The organism is Xanthomonas sp. CFBP 8445 (genome assembly GCF_025666235.1).
Classification (GTDB): domain Bacteria; phylum Pseudomonadota; class Gammaproteobacteria; order Xanthomonadales; family Xanthomonadaceae; genus Xanthomonas_A; species Xanthomonas_A indica.
On record NZ_CP102594.1, the window covers coordinates 3,804,879 to 3,819,916 of the forward strand.

Sequence of the window (15,038 nt, forward strand, 5' to 3'; positions counted from 1 at the left end):
GCGCGTATGGAGCAGGGCGTGACGGAAATCCGTTGTACAAAACGGAGAAGTGCTATGAGTTTCAATGTAACAAAGAGATAAGCACCTCACTTTTGCTGCGATGCAGCATAGCGAGACGCCAAACTTGGCAAATCCAGAGCACATTTTTGGCTCTCGCGCGACACATCGGCAAGAACACGGGACAGCGGATACGGACAGACGGCGTGGTCTGCGGGACACCCCTGCGCGTCCGGATGGCCACGGAATGTCAGGGGAGCGGACGCTTTCGGAGAGACCGGGAGGCGGCGGCACAGAGAAGAGGCGCCGAGGCGCGAGAGACGCTCCAGCGCACCGCGGCGGCTACCGCCGGCGAAGGCCGACGACATGTCGCCGGACCATGCGCCACGGCGCGGATCCGTCCGCCAGGGCCGCCGACGGCCACCCTGGCGTCGGAGACGGCAGGCTCAGCCCAGCCGCACCAGCCAGCCGTGGCGATCGGCGACGCGGCCGTACTGGATGTCGGTCAGTTCCTGGCGCAGCGACAGGGTCACCGGGCCGGTCGGGGCGGTCAGGTCGCCGACCTCAAAATCCTTGCCCTTGAGCTGGCCGATCGGGGTCACCACCGCGGCGGTGCCGCAGGCGAAGACCTCGGCGATCTCGCCCGAGGCCACGCCGTCACGCCACTCTTCGATGCTCACCTGCCGCTCCACCACCTGCATGCCGCGGTCGCGGGCCAGTTGCAGGATGCTGTCGCGGGTGATGCCTTCCAGGATGCTGCCCGACAGTGCCGGGGTGACCAGGCTGCCGTCGCGCATCACCAGGAACACGTTCATGCCGCCCAATTCCTCGATGTACTTGCCCTCGACCGGGTCGAGGAACAGCACCTGCGAGCAGCCCTGCGCCTGCGCCTGCTGCTGCGGCAGCAGCGAGGCGGCGTAGTTGCCGCCGCACTTGGCCGCGCCGGTGCCGCCCTTGGCGGCGCGCGCGTAGTCGGTGGACAGCCAGATCGCCACCGGCGCCACGCCCTTGGCGAAGTAGGCGCCGGCCGGGCTGGCGATGACGTAGTAGCCGGCCTTCTGCGCGGCGCGCACGCCCAGGAAGGCCTCGTTGGCGATCATGAACGGACGGAAGTACAGGCTGGTCTCCGGCGCCGACGGCACCCACGCCGCGTCGACCGCGATCAACTGCCGCAGCGACTCCACGAACAGCTCCACCGGCAGTTCCGGCAGCGCCAGGCGCTGCGCCGAGCGCTGCAGGCGCTTGCCGTTGGCCTCCGGGCGGAAGGTCCAGATCGAGCCGTCGGCATGGCGGTAGGCCTTGATGCCTTCGAAGATCTCCTGGCCGTAATGCAGCACCGAGGCGGCCGGGTCCAGCGCCAGCGGGCCGTAGGCACGCACTTCGGCGTCGTGCCAGCCCTGCTCGCGGCTCCATTCGATGGCGACCATGTGGTCGGTGAAATAGTTGCCGAAGCCCGGCGCGGCGAGGATCTGCGCGCGCGCCTCGGCGCTGCGCGCGGCGGTGGACGGGATCAGGCGGAACTGCGTGGACGGCTCGGTAGCGGACACCGGGGATTCCTGTGGTAGTCGAGGGATGGCCAGGGCCGCTGCGTCGTGGCGACGGCAGCGGCGGCGCCCGATCGGGCTCCGCACGACGCGCGAGGCGTCGCGCGCTGGTCAGAGCATGCCGGTTTCCAGGCGTGCGGCCTCGGACATCATATGCCGGCCCCATGGCGGATCGAACACCAGCTCGACGTCGGCTTCGGCCACCGTCGGGATCATCTCCAGCTTGCTGCGCACGTCGTCGACCAGGATCTCGCCCATGCCGCAGCCGGGCGCGGTCAGGGTCATCTTGACCTCGACGGTGCGCTGGCCATCGTCGCGCGCGTGCATGGTCACGTCGTAGATCAGCCCAAGATCGACGATGTTGAACGGGATCTCGGGGTCGAAGCAGGTGCGCAGCTGTTGCCAGATCAGGGCCTCCACCTGCTCGTCGCCGGCGTCCTCGGGCAGTTCCAGCCCTGGCGGCGGCTCCTTGCCGATGGCGTCGCCGTCCTTGCCGGCGATGCGGAACAGGTTGCCCTCCACGAACACCGTGTAGCTGCCGCCCAGGGCCTGGGTGATGTAGCCGTAGCTGCCGGCCGGCAGGGTCACCGCGTCGCCCTGCGGCACCATCACCGCCGCGCAATCGCGTTCGAATTGGACAGGTTCGCTGCTGCGTGAGTACATGGGGGCGATATGGGGCCAGGCCCCGCCGGTGCAAGTCGTGCAGTTTATCCGAGTGCGCGGGGCGCGCGCCGGAAGTATCCTGTACGTCTTCTCCGGGAACATCGAATGCCGCCTTCCTCCACGCCGGCCAGGCCCTCGCACTGGCTGTGGCCCCTGCTGCTCGCCATGGGCTGTTTCACCGCGCTGATCGCCTGGTTGCTGGTGGCGCTGTCGCTGGGTCGCCAGGCCGGCTGGATGGCCGTGGTGGTGGCGCTGGAGATCGCCTGGATGCTGCGCCTGGGCAACCTGCCGCGCGGCCCGCTGCGCATCGCCGTGGCGATGCTGTCCACGGTGCTGGTGATCGTGGCCGCCAACTGGGGCATCGCCGCCGCGCAGATGGGCGCGGGCCTGGGCCTGAACGTGTGGGACTCGTCGCTGAAGATGGGTGTCCACTACGCCTGGACCCTGACCCGGCTGGCCAACAGCCCCGGCGATCTGCTGTGGCTGGGCATCGGCGTGGCCACCGCGTATTTCAGCGCGCGCTGAGCCGAGGCCCCAGGTCGCGGCGGATGCCGCTGGTGGGCGATGACGGTCTCGCCGGGAACGCCCTAGCCGATTCGTCGCGAAGCGCGGCGTTTGCAGGCGCGGCGCCTGTCCCCTTTTGCGGGATCAGCTACGGCAGGCCTTACCGGTAACGCCTGTCGCGGCTGAAGCCGCTCCTACGGTTCCTGCAGCCGCCCTGCACCGACTCAATGCCCGCCGCCGTCCAGCGCCTTCAGTTCGCTGACCAGGGCGCCGGCGGCCTCGGCGCCGTCGCCGTAGAGCATCCGGGTGTTGTCGGCATAGAACAGGGCGTTCTCGATGCCGGCGAAGCCGGTGCCCTTGCCGCGCTTGATCACGATGACGTTCCTGGAATTGACCACGTCCAGGATCGGCATGCCGTAGATCGGGCTGGCCGGATCGGTCCTGGCCACCGGATTGACCACGTCGTTGGCGCCGATCACCAGCGACACGTCGGTGCTGGCGAACTCGGGGTTGATGTCGTCCATGTCGGCGATCAGGTCGTAGGGCACGCCGGCCTCGGCCAGCAACACGTTCATGTGCCCGGGCATGCGCCCTGCCACCGGGTGGATCGCGAACTTGACCTTGACGCCGCGTTCGATCAGCCGCTGCGCCAGCTCCCAGATCTTGTGCTGGGCCTGCGCCACCGCCATGCCGTAGCCGGGCACGATCACCACGCGCTCGGCATAGGCCATCATCGCCGCCACGTCGCCGGCCTCGATCGGCTTCTGGCTGCCGGCGATCGCCTGCGCCTGGCCGCCGCCACCGAAGTTGGAGAACAGCACGCCGCGGATCGGCCGGTTCATCGCCTTGGCCATCAGCCGGGTCAACAGGATGCCGGCCGCGCCGACCATCATGCCGGCGATGATCAGCGCCTCGTTGCCGAGCACGTAACCTTCGAACGCCACCGCCAGGCCGGTGAGGGCGTTGTACAGCGAGATCACCACCGGCATGTCGGCGCCGCCGATCGGCAGCGTCATCAGCACGCCCAGGGCCAGCGCCAGCACGAAGAACAGCACGATCGCCAGCGGACTCAGGCTGATCGCGGCCCAGGCGCCCACGCCCAGCATCGCCACGCACACCAGCAGGTTGAACGCCTGCTGCGCGGGGAAGGTGACGCGCTTGTCCAGGCGGCCGTCGAGCTTGGCCCAGGCGATGATCGAGCCGGACAGCGACACCGCGCCGATCGCCGAGCCGATCACCGCCAATGCGAGCGTCGTCGCATCGGGCTGGCGCGCGGCCAGCGCGGCGATCGCGGCCTCGCTCCAGTGCGTGGTATCGCGGCGCATCAGGAACGAGAAGCGCAGCAGTTCCACCGCGCCGATCGCCGCCGCCGAGCCGCCGCCCATGCCGTTGTACAGCGCGACCATCTGCGGCATGTCGGTGATCGCCACCTTCTTGGCCGAGATCCACGCCGCAGCGGTGCCGAGCACGATCGCCAGCACGATCAGCGGCAGGTTGTGCAGGCCCGGCAGCAGGAAGGTGGCGGCGGTCGCCAACAGCATGCCGAAGCCGGCCCAGCGGATGCCGCTGCGCGCGGTCCTGGGCGAAGCCATGCGCTGCAGGCCGAGCAGGAACAGGGTGGCGGCGACCAGGTAGCTGCTCTTGATCAGGATCGGCAACAGTTCCATCAGCAGGCGTGCTCCGAAAAAGGACATCTGCCCGAGCGGCAGCAGGTGGGAGAGAACGCCCGAGGCGATGCCGAGCAGCAGCGCGGGCAGGGCGACGGCGACCAGCGCCGCGACGGTGCGCGGATGCCGCGCATTCAATCCTTCGCCTTGGTCTTGGCCGCGTCCGGCTTGCTGGACTTGAACATGTCCAGCATGCGCTCGGTCACCACGTAGCCGCCGGCGGCGTTGCCGGCGCCGAGCAGCACCGCGACGAAGCCGATGACTTTTTCCAGGGTGGTGTCGGCGTGGCCCAGCACCACCATCGCACCGATCAGGACGATGCCGTGGATGAAGTTGGAACCGGACATCAGCGGGGTGTGCAGGATCACCGGCACCCGCGAGATGATCACATGCCCGGCAATGGCCGCCAGCATGAAGATGTACAAGGCCACGAACCCGTCGCTCATCGCACTGTTCTCCCGGGCGCCGCGCCCGTCCGCCGCATCATAACCGCGTGCTGAACCGCTGTGCGATGCCGCCCTGCCGTCGTGCGGAGGCGCCGGGCGACGGCCGGTCAACCGCGACCGCCGCGGCGCGTTTACCACGGCATCCCCTGCCAGGAAGCTAAGCTGTGCTGGTGAGCACGCCTGCCCTCGCCCCGCCGTCGACCGATGCCGATGCCGAACAACGCCCGCTGCCGGCGTCGCTGGATGCGTTCCTGGCCGAGATCGGGCCGCGCGCGTTCCGCTTCGCCGAAGCCGGCCTGCGCCAGCGCGAGGACGCACTGGATGCGGTGCAGGACGCGATGATCAAGCTGCTGGCCTATCGCGAGCGCCCGGCGCAGGAGTGGACACCGCTGTTCTGGAGCATCCTGCGCCGGCGCATCATCGACCTGCAGCGCCGCCGCAACTTCCGCCTGCGTTTCTGGGCACCGAACAGCGAGCGCGACGCGGACAGCCCGCCGGACTGGGCCGACGACGGCCCCAATCCGTCCGAGCAGCACGAGCGCCGCCAGACCCACGCGCGGCTGGTGACGGCGCTGCGTGCACTGCCGGCCCGGCAGCGCGAGGCCTTCACCCTGCGCGTGCTGGAAGAACTGGACGTGGCCACCACCGCACGCGCGATGGGCTGCTCGGAAGGCTCGGTAAAAACCCATCTGTCGCGCGCCCGCGAGGCGCTGCAGAAACATCTGGAGGACGTCCGATGACATCCGATCCCACCCGCTCCGCGGACTTCGACGCGCGCCTGCGCGCGGTCCATCAGACCGGCCTGCAGGCCCTGCCCGCGCCGACCCTGGCGCGACTGCGTGCGGCGCGCCGGCAGGCCAGCCAGACGCACACCGCACCGGGCCGTCGCTGGGGCTGGCTGCTGGCGGCGGTGCCGGCGCTGCTCGGTGCGGCGCTGGGCGTGCACCTGTTGCTGCGCCCTGCCCCGTCGGTGCCGATCACCACCGCCAGCGTCGCTGCCGGCACGCCCGCGGTCGCGAGCACGCCGGCAGGCGCGGGCGCCGATACCGACCAGGCCGCGACCGCGATGCTGGACGAAAATCCCGACCTGTACCTGTGGCTGGGCTCCGATACCTCGCTGGCAATGGAATGAACCCGATGACTCGCCTGATCCGTCTCTCCCTGGCGCTTGCGCTGCTGGCCGGCAGCGTCGTCCCGGTCGCTTTTGCCGCCCCGCCCCCGCCGGGACCGCCACCGCCACCTGCCGCCGACCGCGACGACGACGCCGGCCCACCGCTGCCCGACTGGGAACACCTGAGCCCGCAGCAGCGCGAGTTGCTGATCGCGCCGCTGCGCCAGCGCTGGAACGACATCCCGCAGCAACGCCGGCGCATGTTCGAGCACGCGCAGCGCTGGCAGTCGATGACCCCGGAGCAACGCGACCAAGCGCGCAAGGGTGCGCGTCGCTACGAGGACATGAGCCCGCAACAGCGCGAGGAAGCGCGGGTGCTGTTCGACCGCATGCGGGCGCTGCCGCCGGAGCAGCGCAAGGCGCTGCGCGACCGCTGGGAAGCGATGACACCGACGCAACGCGCCGCCTGGATCCGCGCCAATGCCAGCCCGGACAACCGGCCGCCGCCCGATGCGTCCAGGTAAGCGGGCAGCGCACTCCCTAGACGCCGGTCGAGACTTGCTGCGCATGCCGCGCGGCACATCGCCGTGTGCCGCGGGCAATGGCCTCCAGCGAAGATCGCAGGACAACCCGTAGGAGCGGCTTCAGCCGCGACGGCGTTCCCGGTAAAGCCCGTCGCGGCGGAAGCCGCTCCTACATGGAACAGCAGCCTGCGAGGTGCTGGATCAAGTTGCCTGCAATGCCGCCTGCTGGCTTGCCCGATGGACATCGGTGCCTGGAGTTCAGCCAGACGCAAGCTGCCGCGCGGAGACCCGTGCGTCTAAAGCGATCGTCGAACGGCACGCTCTTTTGTGGGAGCAACGTCAGGCGCGACGGGCTGTACCGGGAACGCCGGTCGCGGCTGAAGCCGCTCCTCCAGGCATAACGTCGATAGACACCAGAGCGGCAGGTCGACTGCGAACCAGCCAACAGACGCGCCGGCGAAAGAAGGCGACCGCGTCACTGCTGTCCCCACTCTCACCGGGTCAACGCCCCGCAACGCCGACTCACGCCATCCAGCGCGTCTTCGCCAGCAGTTCGTCGTTCCAGTCGTAGGCGATCGCGCCGTCCTTCAGGAACAGGGCAACGAAGTTGTAGACGTTGCGCGCGTACATTTCGCTGGCATGCACCGCGCCCATGCTGGCCAGGTCCAGCGGACCGGCGATGGTCACGCCGGCGTGTTCGAGGGTCTCTCCCGGCCGGGTCAGCTCGCAGTTGCCGCCGGTCTCGGCGGCCAGGTCCACCACCACGCTGCCGGGCTTCATGCCGGCGACCATCGCCGCGCTGAGAATCTTCGGCGCCGGCCGCCCCGGCACCGCGGCGGTGCATACCACCACGTCGATGCCCTTCAGGTGCTCGGCCAGACGGCGCTGCTGTTCCGCGCGTTCGTCGTCGGTGAGTTGCCGCGCGTAGCCGCCCTCGCCGGCGGCGCTGACCCCGAGGTCGAGGAACTTGCCGCCCAGCGATTCGATCTGTTCGCGGGTTTCCGGGCGCACGTCGAAGCCCTCCACCTGCGCGCCCAGGCGCTTGGCGGTGGCGATGGCCTGCAGGCCGGCCACGCCGGCGCCGACGATCAGCACCTTGGAAGGACGGATGGTGCCGGCCGCGGTGGTCAGCATCGGGAAGAAGCGCGGCGCCAGCTGCGCGGCGATCAGGGTCGCCTTGTAGCCGGCCATGCCGGCCTGCGAGCTGAGCACGTCCATCGCCTGCGCGCGGGTGGTGCGCGGCAGCCGTTCCAGCGGGAAGGCAACCAGCTGCCGGGCCTGCAACGCCGCCGCACGCGCCGGATCGGCCTGCGGCTGCAGGATGCCGACCACGCCGGCGCCCTGCTTGAGCTGCTCCAGCGCCAGCGCCGGCAGCGGCTGCACGCACAGCACCAGATCCGCCTGCGCCGGGCTGTCGGCATCGGCCAGGCTGGCGCCGGCGGCTAGGTAGGCGTCATCGACGAACCCTGCCGACACCCCCGCTTGCGGCTCGACCCGCACCTGCGCGCCCAGCGCGACCAGTTTCTTGACCGTCTCCGGCGTGGCCGCCACGCGGCGTTCGCCCTGCGCCGACTCCTTCACCACCAGCACCTGCACTGCCATGCGATTCCCCGTGCCTTGCCCGTCGTCCGCGCCGATCCTACAGGGTCCGCACGCCAGGTGGAGGCGCGCCGGCCGCCTGGCAGGCGTCGGTGGACAGGCGCGCTGGCGATGCGGACGCGATGGCATCCCCTGCGGGTGGCGTCGGTGCAGGCGCGCGCTCTGACGATGGCGGCCGGGCGCATGACCGAGTCGGATGTGACGCGGCTTGCCAGGAAACGCGTATCGCCGAATGCGATGACCAGCGTGGATCGATGGTGCGCAGGCGCGGCGTCAGCCGCGACCGGCAGAGCGAGAAAACCCGGCGCGACGGAGGCAACCTCCTAGAGCTAGGCAATGCCCGCGGATAGGAACGGTTTGAGTTGCGACGGGCATTGCCGGGAATGCCCGTCGCGGCTGAAGCCGCTCCTACGATCACGATGGCCTGTCGGCTAACGGCCGACAAAAGGCATCGTTCGTGATGCGCTTACGCCGCCAATACGGGCAGCGAGTTGCGCGTGACACGTGCGACGCCACCGCAGCGATGCCGGCGCCCCGCAACGTCCCTCAGTGCAAGGTCGCGCTATGCGGATCCAGGCGGTCGATCACGCCCTGCATGGCGCTGTCGAAGGCGCCGTCGTCGACGTGGGCGCGCAGCCGGCCCAGCCGCACCATCACCGCCAGTTCTTCCGGCGAGGCCACGCAGAAGCGCACGCCGCGCCGGTTGACGAACAGCAGCCGCGACGAGATCGGGCTCACCCACGACAGCTTGCCGGCCTGCATCTTGCCGTCGCGGTCGACGAAATCCAGCCAGGTGCCGATCGGCATCGCGCGGAAGCGGTCGGCATCGGCGTTGTCGAAATCGTCCATGGTCTGCGCCGGCGCCACTTCCACCGGCTGCGCCTCCTGCACCGGCGGCTGCGGCAGCGCCACCTGCGGCAGTTCCGGTAGCGGCCGCTCCAGTTCCGGGCGCAGTTCGGCCACCGCCTGCAGCGTGTCGTGCAGCGCATCGATCGCCGCCGCGGCCGCCTCGGCATGCAGGCCGACGCTGGCGAAGACACGCTGCAACGCGCCCTGCCAGGCCTGCAACCAAGGCTTGCCGACGATGTGCCGCTGCGCTTCGGCGGCTTCCTCGAGCAGGCCGTCGGCCAGCGCCAGCGCATCGCGCACGCCGGGACCGCCCTCGCCTTCGCGCAGCATCGCCATGGTCAGGTGGTGCTGCCACGGCTGGCGCAGGAAATCCTGCAGCGCCTGCGGCAGCTGCCGGCCCTGCAGGCGCACCTGCAATTCTGCGTCGGCGCGCTGCCGCGCCAGTTCCAGCTTCTCCTGGCCGCGCTGGGTCTCGGCGGCGCGGCGCTCGGCGATCTCGATGCGGCGGCGATGCTGCATCAGGAAATCGCGGAATTCCTCTTCCAGGGTCAGGAAGATCGCCAGGTTCTCGTTGAACTCGGCCACCAGTCGGTCGATGATCTCCTCGACCTTGCCCATCAGCACGCGCTCGGCCTGACTCTCGCCGGTGTTGCCCTCGCAGGCCTCGGCCAGCGAGTTGAGCAGGCGCCGCGCCGGGTGGGTCTTCTGCACGAACATGCGCCGGTCCAGCAGCGCGACCTTGACGAACGGCACCACCAGCCGGCCGATCAGTTCGCGCGAGCGGCCTTCCAGGTCGCGCTCGTCGAGCATCACGTCGAACAGCATGCCGACCAGGTCGATCGCGTCCTCGTCGACCGGATCCAGCCGTGCATGCGCCGGGTCCACGCCGAACTGGGTGGCATTGGACAGCACCTCGCTCTTGAGCCGCTGCGCCAGCGACTCGCTGTCGTCGCCGATCGCCGCGCGCAACGTGGCGCTGGGCGTGGCCTGCAGCAGCGAGAGCACCGACATCATCTCGCGCTGGCTCAGCGGCCGCTGCTGACCGACCGCGGCGGTCGCCGCGGACGTGGCGCTCTCGCGCGCGTTGCGGGTCTGCTGCAGCAACTCGTGCAACGCCTCCAGCAACACGCCCTGGCTGCCGCCGGGCAGGCGCGCCTCGGCACCCTCGTAGCGCTCGCCGGCCTGCAGGCTGCCGCGGCGCTCGGCCCACCGGTTGACGAAGCGGTTGGCCCAGGCCGGCGCGTAGTGTTCTTCCTCCTCGCCCAACTCGGCACCGACGCCGGCATCGGCCGGCGCGCCGGGCTCGCGCGGCGGGCGCTGCTCCGGCGCCGGCGTGCGCCGCGGCGGCGGCGTCCGTGGCCGCGAGATCTCCGGCATCACCCCGGCCTGGGCCAGGCTGTCGTCCAGGTCCTGATAGAGCTTGCCGACCCCGGCAGTGAAATCGCGCTCGCACAGCTTGATCAGCACCAGCCGCACTTCCGGGGCCAGGTCACTGGTGGAGAACGCGGCATGCACGGCCACGCCGATGTGTTCGGGGCCGATCGGATTGGTGTCCGCATCCAGTTCCAGGCCGCCGGCGATCCAGCCCAGGCGCCGGTCGATGCGGGTCAGCACCGGCTTCCACTCGCGCAGCAGCACGCTGGCCAGGTTGCGCACCGCCAGCCGCGACTCCAGTTCGTGTTCGGAGATCAGGCTCAGGCCCTGCCCGTAGCCGGCCAGGGCGACCTCGGCCGACAGCGGCGCGCCGGCCTCCAGCGCCTCCCAGGCGGTGTGCAGTTGCGCGCGGAAGCGCGCGGCGATCTCGTCGCGGCGGCGGCGCAGTTCGCGCATGCCGTCCAGGAACAGCAGCTGCGACGCGCCGGCGCTCTCGGCGCGGTCGAACAGCACATCGTCGAAATGCGCCAGCGCCGCGGCGAAGGCCTGGCCCAGCACCGGCAGCATGCCCTCGCGCGCCTGCGTCAACAGGCGCGGATCACGCGCCGGGTGTGCGTGCGGGCTGGGGCTGAAACTCATGCGCGACGGCTCCGCGCCATGGACGGCGCCAGGTAGAAGAATGGTGGAGGACGAACAGACGCGGCCCCTGTTTCCGCTCCTGCATGGTAGGCAAGGTAGCTGAATGTCGACCGTGATGGGCTACGCATTTCTCGCTCCAGAACGTGACACCGAGCAGGATCGTAGGGCGCGGCAGCGTAACCACGCGTGCAGCGCGGCCTGAATACGCCCACTCAGGCGGCGACCGCCACCCGTTCCAGGCGGTCGACCGCGCCCTGCATGGCGCTGTAGAAGGCATCGTCGTCGCGGTGCAGGCGCAGCCGGTCCAGCCGCGCCATCACCGCCAGCGCCTCGGCCGAGGCGACGCACAGGCGCCCGCCGCGACGGTTGACGAACAGCAGGCGCGCCGAGATCGGACTCACCCAGGTCAGCTTCCCGGGCTGCACGCGGCCTTCGCGATCGACGAAATCCAGCCAGGTGCCCAGCGGCAGGGTGCGGAAGTAATCGGCGGTGATGTGGTCGAAATCGGTGGGCTGGGCCGGCTCCGGCAGTGCCGGCACGGTCTCGGCGGCAGGCGGCTCGGGCGCCTCCACGCTGGCCACGGGCAGCGCGGCCTGCAACGGCCGCGCGTGCGCCAGGTCGTCCAGCGCGGTGTGCAGGGACTGCCAGGCGGCCTCGGCGGCCGCCGCGTCCAGGCCGATGCTGGTCCACAGCCGGGTCAGCTCGGCGCGCTGCGGCTGCAGCCAGCCCTCCAGCGGCGCCGCACCGGCCTGGGCCTGGCGGCACTGCGCCAGCACCGCATCGCCCAGCGCCAGCGCCGCGGCGAGCGCACTGCCCTGTCCGTCGTCGCGTAGGGCCGACTGCTGCACGTACTGGCACCAGGACTGGCGCAGGAAGGCATCGATGGGCGGCGGCAGGATCAGGTCGTCGCCGGCCTGCTGCAGCAGTTCGTGCACGGCCTGCGCGGCGCGCTGGCGGGCGACCTCGCGGCGCTCCTCCGCCCGCTGCAGTTCGGACGCGCGGCGCTCGGCGATCTCCACCCGGCGCCGGTACTGCTCGTAAGCGCTGCCGAACTCGGCCTCCAGCGCCAGGAACACCGCCAGGTGCTCGTCGAAATCGCGCACCACCCGCTCCACCGCCGCCTGCGCCTGCGCCAGCAGCGCCTGCTCCGGGCCGGTGCTGCCGGCATTGCCATCGCAGGCGTCGGCCAGCAGGTTGAGCAGACGCCGCGCCGGATGTCCGTCGCGCACGAACAGGCGCCCGTCGATCAGTGCGACCTTGGCCATGGGCACCAGCATCTGGCCCAGCAGTTCGCGCTGCGCCGGCTGCAGCACGCACTCCTCCAGCATCACGTCGAACAGCAGGCCGACCAGATCCAGCGTGTCGGCGTCGGCCGGGTCCAGGCAGGTGCTCGCCGGATCCAGGCCGAGCGAGGCGCCGACGCCGGCGATCTGGCGGCGCAGGCCCTGCGCCAGCGGGCCGCCGTGCTCGCAGACGGCGGCAAACCCGGCCAAGGGCATGGTCTGCAGCAGCGACAGCACCGACAGCACCTCACGCGGCGACAGGCAGCGCCGGCCATCGCCCGCGCCCGCGTCCGGCTGCGCCTCGTGCAGCAGCGCGCGCAGCGCCGGCGGCAGGACGTCCTGTTCGTTGCGCGCGTGCGCGTCCAGCGCGCGTGCGGCGCGGCGCTGCGCCGCCGACAGCGGCGCGGCGGTTTCCCAGTTCTCGAAGAAGCGGCTGATCCAGTCCGGCGCCGCCTCGTCCTCGCTCGCGCCCAGGCGCGGGATGGCGCGGCGGCGCGGGCGCCCGCTGGGCAGCGCGCGGGCGCGCGCAACCTGGTTCAGGCGCTGCTCCAGTTGCGCATACAGCTCGCCGACGCGTTCCTGCAGTTCCTGCTCGCAGATCTTGACGATCGCCAGTTGCACCTGCGGCGCCAGCACCAGCCCGTGCAGCGCCGCATACACGGCCGCGCCCACGTGCTCGGGGCCGAACGGGTTGTTGTCGGCATCGATGCGCTGGCCGCCGGCGATGAAGCCGAGGAACCGGTTCAGCCGCATCAGTTCCGGCCGCCAGCGGTGCTGGATCGCGCCGGCCAGGTTACGCACCGCCAGGCGCACGTCCAGTTCCTGCTCCGAGACCAGGCTCAGATCGCCACGCTCGCGCGCCAGGCTGCGCTCCACCGACAGCGGGCGGCCAGCCTCCAGCGCCTGCCAGGCCTGGGCCAGGTGCGCGCGGAAACGCGCGGCGATCGGCTCACGCTGCTGGCGCAGCAACTGAATGGCTTCGAAATAGTCGTTCTGGCTCGGCCCGGCGCGCTCGGCCATGCGGAACAGCGCCTCGGCCAGCACATCCAGCACCTCGCCGAAGGCGCCGGCGAGCGGGACCGACACCACATCCCGGACCTGCTCGAGCAGATCCGCGTTGCGGCTGGGCGACAACTCTTCAGCGTATTCAGCAAGGGTCATGGCAGTGTGATACGCAGGCAGCAGTGAGACCGACGTCAATTCGGAAGCTAGCGGCAGATCAGCAACGCAACGTGATTGTCCGTGTAACTGCGGCATCCGCTGCCGCCTGCGAGCGCGCGACTATAATTTCGCGCCCGCCCCACGGAATCGAGACTATGCGCACAATTCATTCGCTGCAAGCGCTGGATGCGCGCCGTTCGGTGCCATCCAAGCAACTCGGCGAGCCGGGACCGGACGCGGACACGCTGCTGGCCATGCTGCAGTCGGCGGTTCGTGTCCCCGATCACGGAAAGCTGGTGCCGTTCCGCTTCCTGCGCATCGCCGGCCCGGCGCGCCAGGCATTGGGCGACATCCTCGCCGAGCGCACCGTGCAGCGCGACCCGGGCGCGTCGCCGGCGGCGGTGGAAAAGGACCGCGAACGCTTCGCGCATGCGCCGGTGGTGATCGCGGTGATCACCTGCCTGCAGCGCGGGCACAAGGTGCCGGAAATCGAACAGTGGCTGACCGCCGGGTCGGTGTGCTTCGCGCTGCTGCAGGCGGCGCAGGCCTATGGCTTCGGCGCGCAATGGCTGACCGGCTGGATGGCGTATGACGAGACGGTGACCGCGCGGCTGGGCTTGGCCGAGCACGAACACGTCGCCGGCTTCATTCACATCGGCACCGCCCGCATCGACGCCCCGGAGCGCGAGCGGCCGGATCCGCGCGCGCTGCTCAGCGACTGGACGCCGTGAACGCAGGCCTGCCCCTGTCGCGGCCGCTGTACCTGGTCGACGCCAGCCTGTACGTGTTCCGCGCCTGGCATTCGATTCCCGACGAGTTCCAGGACGCGCAGGGCTGGCCGACCAACGCGGTGCACGGCTTCGCCCGCTTCCTGCTCGACCTGCTCGAGCGCGAACGCCCGCGACACATCGTGATCGCCTTCGACGAAGCGCTGGACAGTTGCTTCCGGCATCGCCTGTACGCCGCCTACAAGGCCAACCGCGCGCCGGCGCCGGATGCGCTGCGCCGCCAGTTCGCGCACTGCAAGGCGCTGTGCGCGGCCCTGGGCCTGGGCGTGCTGGCGCATCACGACTACGAGGCCGACGACCTGATCGGCAGCGCCCTGCATCGCGCGCGCGGCGACGGCTTCCACGGCGTGATCGTCTCCGCCGACAAGGACCTGTCGCAGTTGCTGCTGGAATTCGACGAGCAATGGGACTACGGCCGCGGCCAGCGCTGGGGCGCGGCCGGGGTCAAGGCACGCCACGGCGTGCATGCGCACCAGATCGCCGACTACCTGGCGTTGACCGGCGATGCGATCGACAACATTCCCGGGGTCACCGGCATCGGCGCCAAGTCGGCGGCGATCCTGCTGGCGCATTTCGGCGACCTGGACACGCTGCTGGCACGGGTCGAGGAAGTGGCGTTCCTGCGCCTGCGCGGTGCCGCGCAGATGGCCGTGCGCCTGCGCGAGCAGCGCGAACACGCGCTGCTGTGGCGGCAGTTGACCACCATCGCCCTGGACGCGCCGCTGCACACCGCCGCGGCGGATTTCGCCCGCGGCGCGGCCGATGCCGACATGCTGCAGGGCCTGTGCGAGGCGCTGCGCTTCGGGCCACTGACCCGGCGCCGGCTGCTGCAGGCCGCCGGCCTGGAGCTTGCGGCCGGCTGAACGAGCGCCGGTGCCGCATCGCGCCC

At 70.7% G+C, this 15,038-nt stretch carries 13 protein-coding genes; 6 read left to right on the top strand and 7 right to left on the bottom strand.

The window, feature by feature from the left end; all coding sequences use genetic code 11:
- Positions 1 to 443: 443 nt before the first annotated feature.
- A complete protein-coding gene (locus NUG21_RS16365) occupies positions 444 to 1,544 on the bottom strand; it encodes a branched-chain amino acid aminotransferase (protein WP_263391405.1) in 1,101 nt (366 codons plus the stop codon).
- Between the two features lie 108 nt (positions 1,545 to 1,652).
- Positions 1,653 to 2,204, bottom strand: coding sequence for a putative Fe-S cluster assembly protein SufT (gene sufT, locus NUG21_RS16370; RefSeq protein ID WP_019796976.1), 552 nt, complete (start codon positions 2,202 to 2,204; stop codon positions 1,653 to 1,655).
- A gap of 105 nt (positions 2,205 to 2,309) precedes the next feature.
- On the opposite strand from sufT, the gene NUG21_RS16375 reads away from it, so the two are divergent.
- A complete protein-coding gene (locus NUG21_RS16375) occupies positions 2,310 to 2,729 on the top strand; it encodes a hypothetical protein (protein WP_019796977.1) in 420 nt (139 codons plus the stop codon).
- Between the two features lie 203 nt (positions 2,730 to 2,932).
- On the opposite strand, the gene NUG21_RS16380 is transcribed toward NUG21_RS16375, so the two are convergent.
- Together NUG21_RS16380 and NUG21_RS16385 are read right to left on the bottom strand one after the other, a co-directional pair.
- The gene (locus NUG21_RS16380; RefSeq protein WP_263393102.1) at positions 2,933 to 4,402 is read right to left on the bottom strand and encodes an NAD(P)(+) transhydrogenase (Re/Si-specific) subunit beta; all 1,470 of its coding nucleotides are present in this window, start codon (positions 4,400 to 4,402) and stop codon (positions 2,933 to 2,935) included.
- Between the two features lie 107 nt (positions 4,403 to 4,509).
- Positions 4,510 to 4,821 (bottom strand): NAD(P) transhydrogenase subunit alpha part 2, encoded by a 312-nt coding sequence (locus NUG21_RS16385; protein WP_019800723.1) that lies wholly within the window; start codon positions 4,819 to 4,821, stop codon positions 4,510 to 4,512.
- A 164-nt stretch (positions 4,822 to 4,985) separates the two neighbouring features.
- Between NUG21_RS16385 and NUG21_RS16390 the strand changes: the two genes are divergently transcribed.
- From NUG21_RS16390 to NUG21_RS16400, 3 genes are read left to right on the top strand one after another with little or no spacing between them, the layout of a single operon-like run.
- The gene (locus NUG21_RS16390; RefSeq protein ID WP_184502353.1) at positions 4,986 to 5,561 is read left to right on the top strand and encodes an RNA polymerase sigma factor; all 576 of its coding nucleotides are present in this window, start codon (positions 4,986 to 4,988) and stop codon (positions 5,559 to 5,561) included.
- Positions 5,558 to 5,953: a hypothetical protein gene (locus NUG21_RS16395; RefSeq protein WP_263391406.1), complete on the top strand. Its 396-nt coding sequence runs from the start codon at positions 5,558 to 5,560 to the stop codon at positions 5,951 to 5,953. The genes NUG21_RS16390 and NUG21_RS16395 overlap by 4 nt, the downstream gene beginning before the upstream one ends.
- A 5-nt stretch (positions 5,954 to 5,958) precedes the next feature.
- The gene (locus NUG21_RS16400; RefSeq protein ID WP_263391407.1) at positions 5,959 to 6,456 is read left to right on the top strand and encodes a DUF3106 domain-containing protein; all 498 of its coding nucleotides are present in this window, start codon (positions 5,959 to 5,961) and stop codon (positions 6,454 to 6,456) included.
- A 522-nt stretch (positions 6,457 to 6,978) separates the two neighbouring features.
- Here NUG21_RS16400 and NUG21_RS16405 read toward each other — a convergent pair.
- The 3 genes from NUG21_RS16405 to NUG21_RS16415 form a co-directional block, all read right to left on the bottom strand.
- Entirely contained in the window at positions 6,979 to 8,058 is a 1,080-nt protein-coding gene (locus NUG21_RS16405) for an NAD(P) transhydrogenase subunit alpha (protein WP_263391408.1), read from the bottom strand.
- Between the two features lie 543 nt (positions 8,059 to 8,601).
- A complete protein-coding gene (locus tag NUG21_RS16410; RefSeq protein ID WP_263391409.1) occupies positions 8,602 to 10,917 on the bottom strand; it encodes a PacR family protein in 2,316 nt (771 codons plus the stop codon).
- A gap of 212 nt (positions 10,918 to 11,129) precedes the next feature.
- Entirely contained in the window at positions 11,130 to 13,361 is a 2,232-nt protein-coding gene (locus tag NUG21_RS16415) for a DUF1631 family protein (RefSeq protein ID WP_184502358.1), read from the bottom strand.
- A 155-nt stretch (positions 13,362 to 13,516) separates the two neighbouring features.
- Between NUG21_RS16415 and NUG21_RS16420 the strand changes: the two genes are divergently transcribed.
- A complete protein-coding gene (locus tag NUG21_RS16420; protein ID WP_263391410.1) occupies positions 13,517 to 14,092 on the top strand; it encodes a nitroreductase family protein in 576 nt (191 codons plus the stop codon).
- Positions 14,089 to 15,012 (top strand): 5'-3' exonuclease, encoded by a 924-nt coding sequence (locus NUG21_RS16425; RefSeq protein WP_263391411.1) that lies wholly within the window; start codon positions 14,089 to 14,091, stop codon positions 15,010 to 15,012. The genes NUG21_RS16420 and NUG21_RS16425 overlap by 4 nt, the downstream gene beginning before the upstream one ends.
- The last annotated feature ends 26 nt before the right edge of the window (positions 15,013 to 15,038 follow it).

Bases quoted from the DNA above. Each gene is read 5' to 3' on its own strand.
- sufT (WP_019796976.1), bottom strand. From the start codon at position 2,204: ATGTACTCACGCAGCAGCGAACCTGTCCAATTCGAACGCGATTGCGCG.
- NUG21_RS16375 (WP_019796977.1), top strand. From the start codon at position 2,310: ATGCCGCCTTCCTCCACGCCGGCCAGGCCCTCGCACTGGCTGTGGCCC.
- NUG21_RS16380 (WP_263393102.1), bottom strand. From the start codon at position 4,402: ATGTCCTTTTTCGGAGCACGCCTGCTGATGGAACTGTTGCCGATCCTG.
- NUG21_RS16385 (WP_019800723.1), bottom strand. From the start codon at position 4,821: ATGAGCGACGGGTTCGTGGCCTTGTACATCTTCATGCTGGCGGCCATT.
- NUG21_RS16395 (WP_263391406.1), top strand. From the start codon at position 5,558: ATGACATCCGATCCCACCCGCTCCGCGGACTTCGACGCGCGCCTGCGC.
- NUG21_RS16400 (WP_263391407.1), top strand. From the start codon at position 5,959: ATGACTCGCCTGATCCGTCTCTCCCTGGCGCTTGCGCTGCTGGCCGGC.
- NUG21_RS16405 (WP_263391408.1), bottom strand. From the start codon at position 8,058: ATGGCAGTGCAGGTGCTGGTGGTGAAGGAGTCGGCGCAGGGCGAACGC.
- NUG21_RS16410 (WP_263391409.1), bottom strand. From the start codon at position 10,917: ATGAGTTTCAGCCCCAGCCCGCACGCACACCCGGCGCGTGATCCGCGC.
- NUG21_RS16415 (WP_184502358.1), bottom strand. From the start codon at position 13,361: ATGACCCTTGCTGAATACGCTGAAGAGTTGTCGCCCAGCCGCAACGCG.
- NUG21_RS16420 (WP_263391410.1), top strand. From the start codon at position 13,517: ATGCGCACAATTCATTCGCTGCAAGCGCTGGATGCGCGCCGTTCGGTG.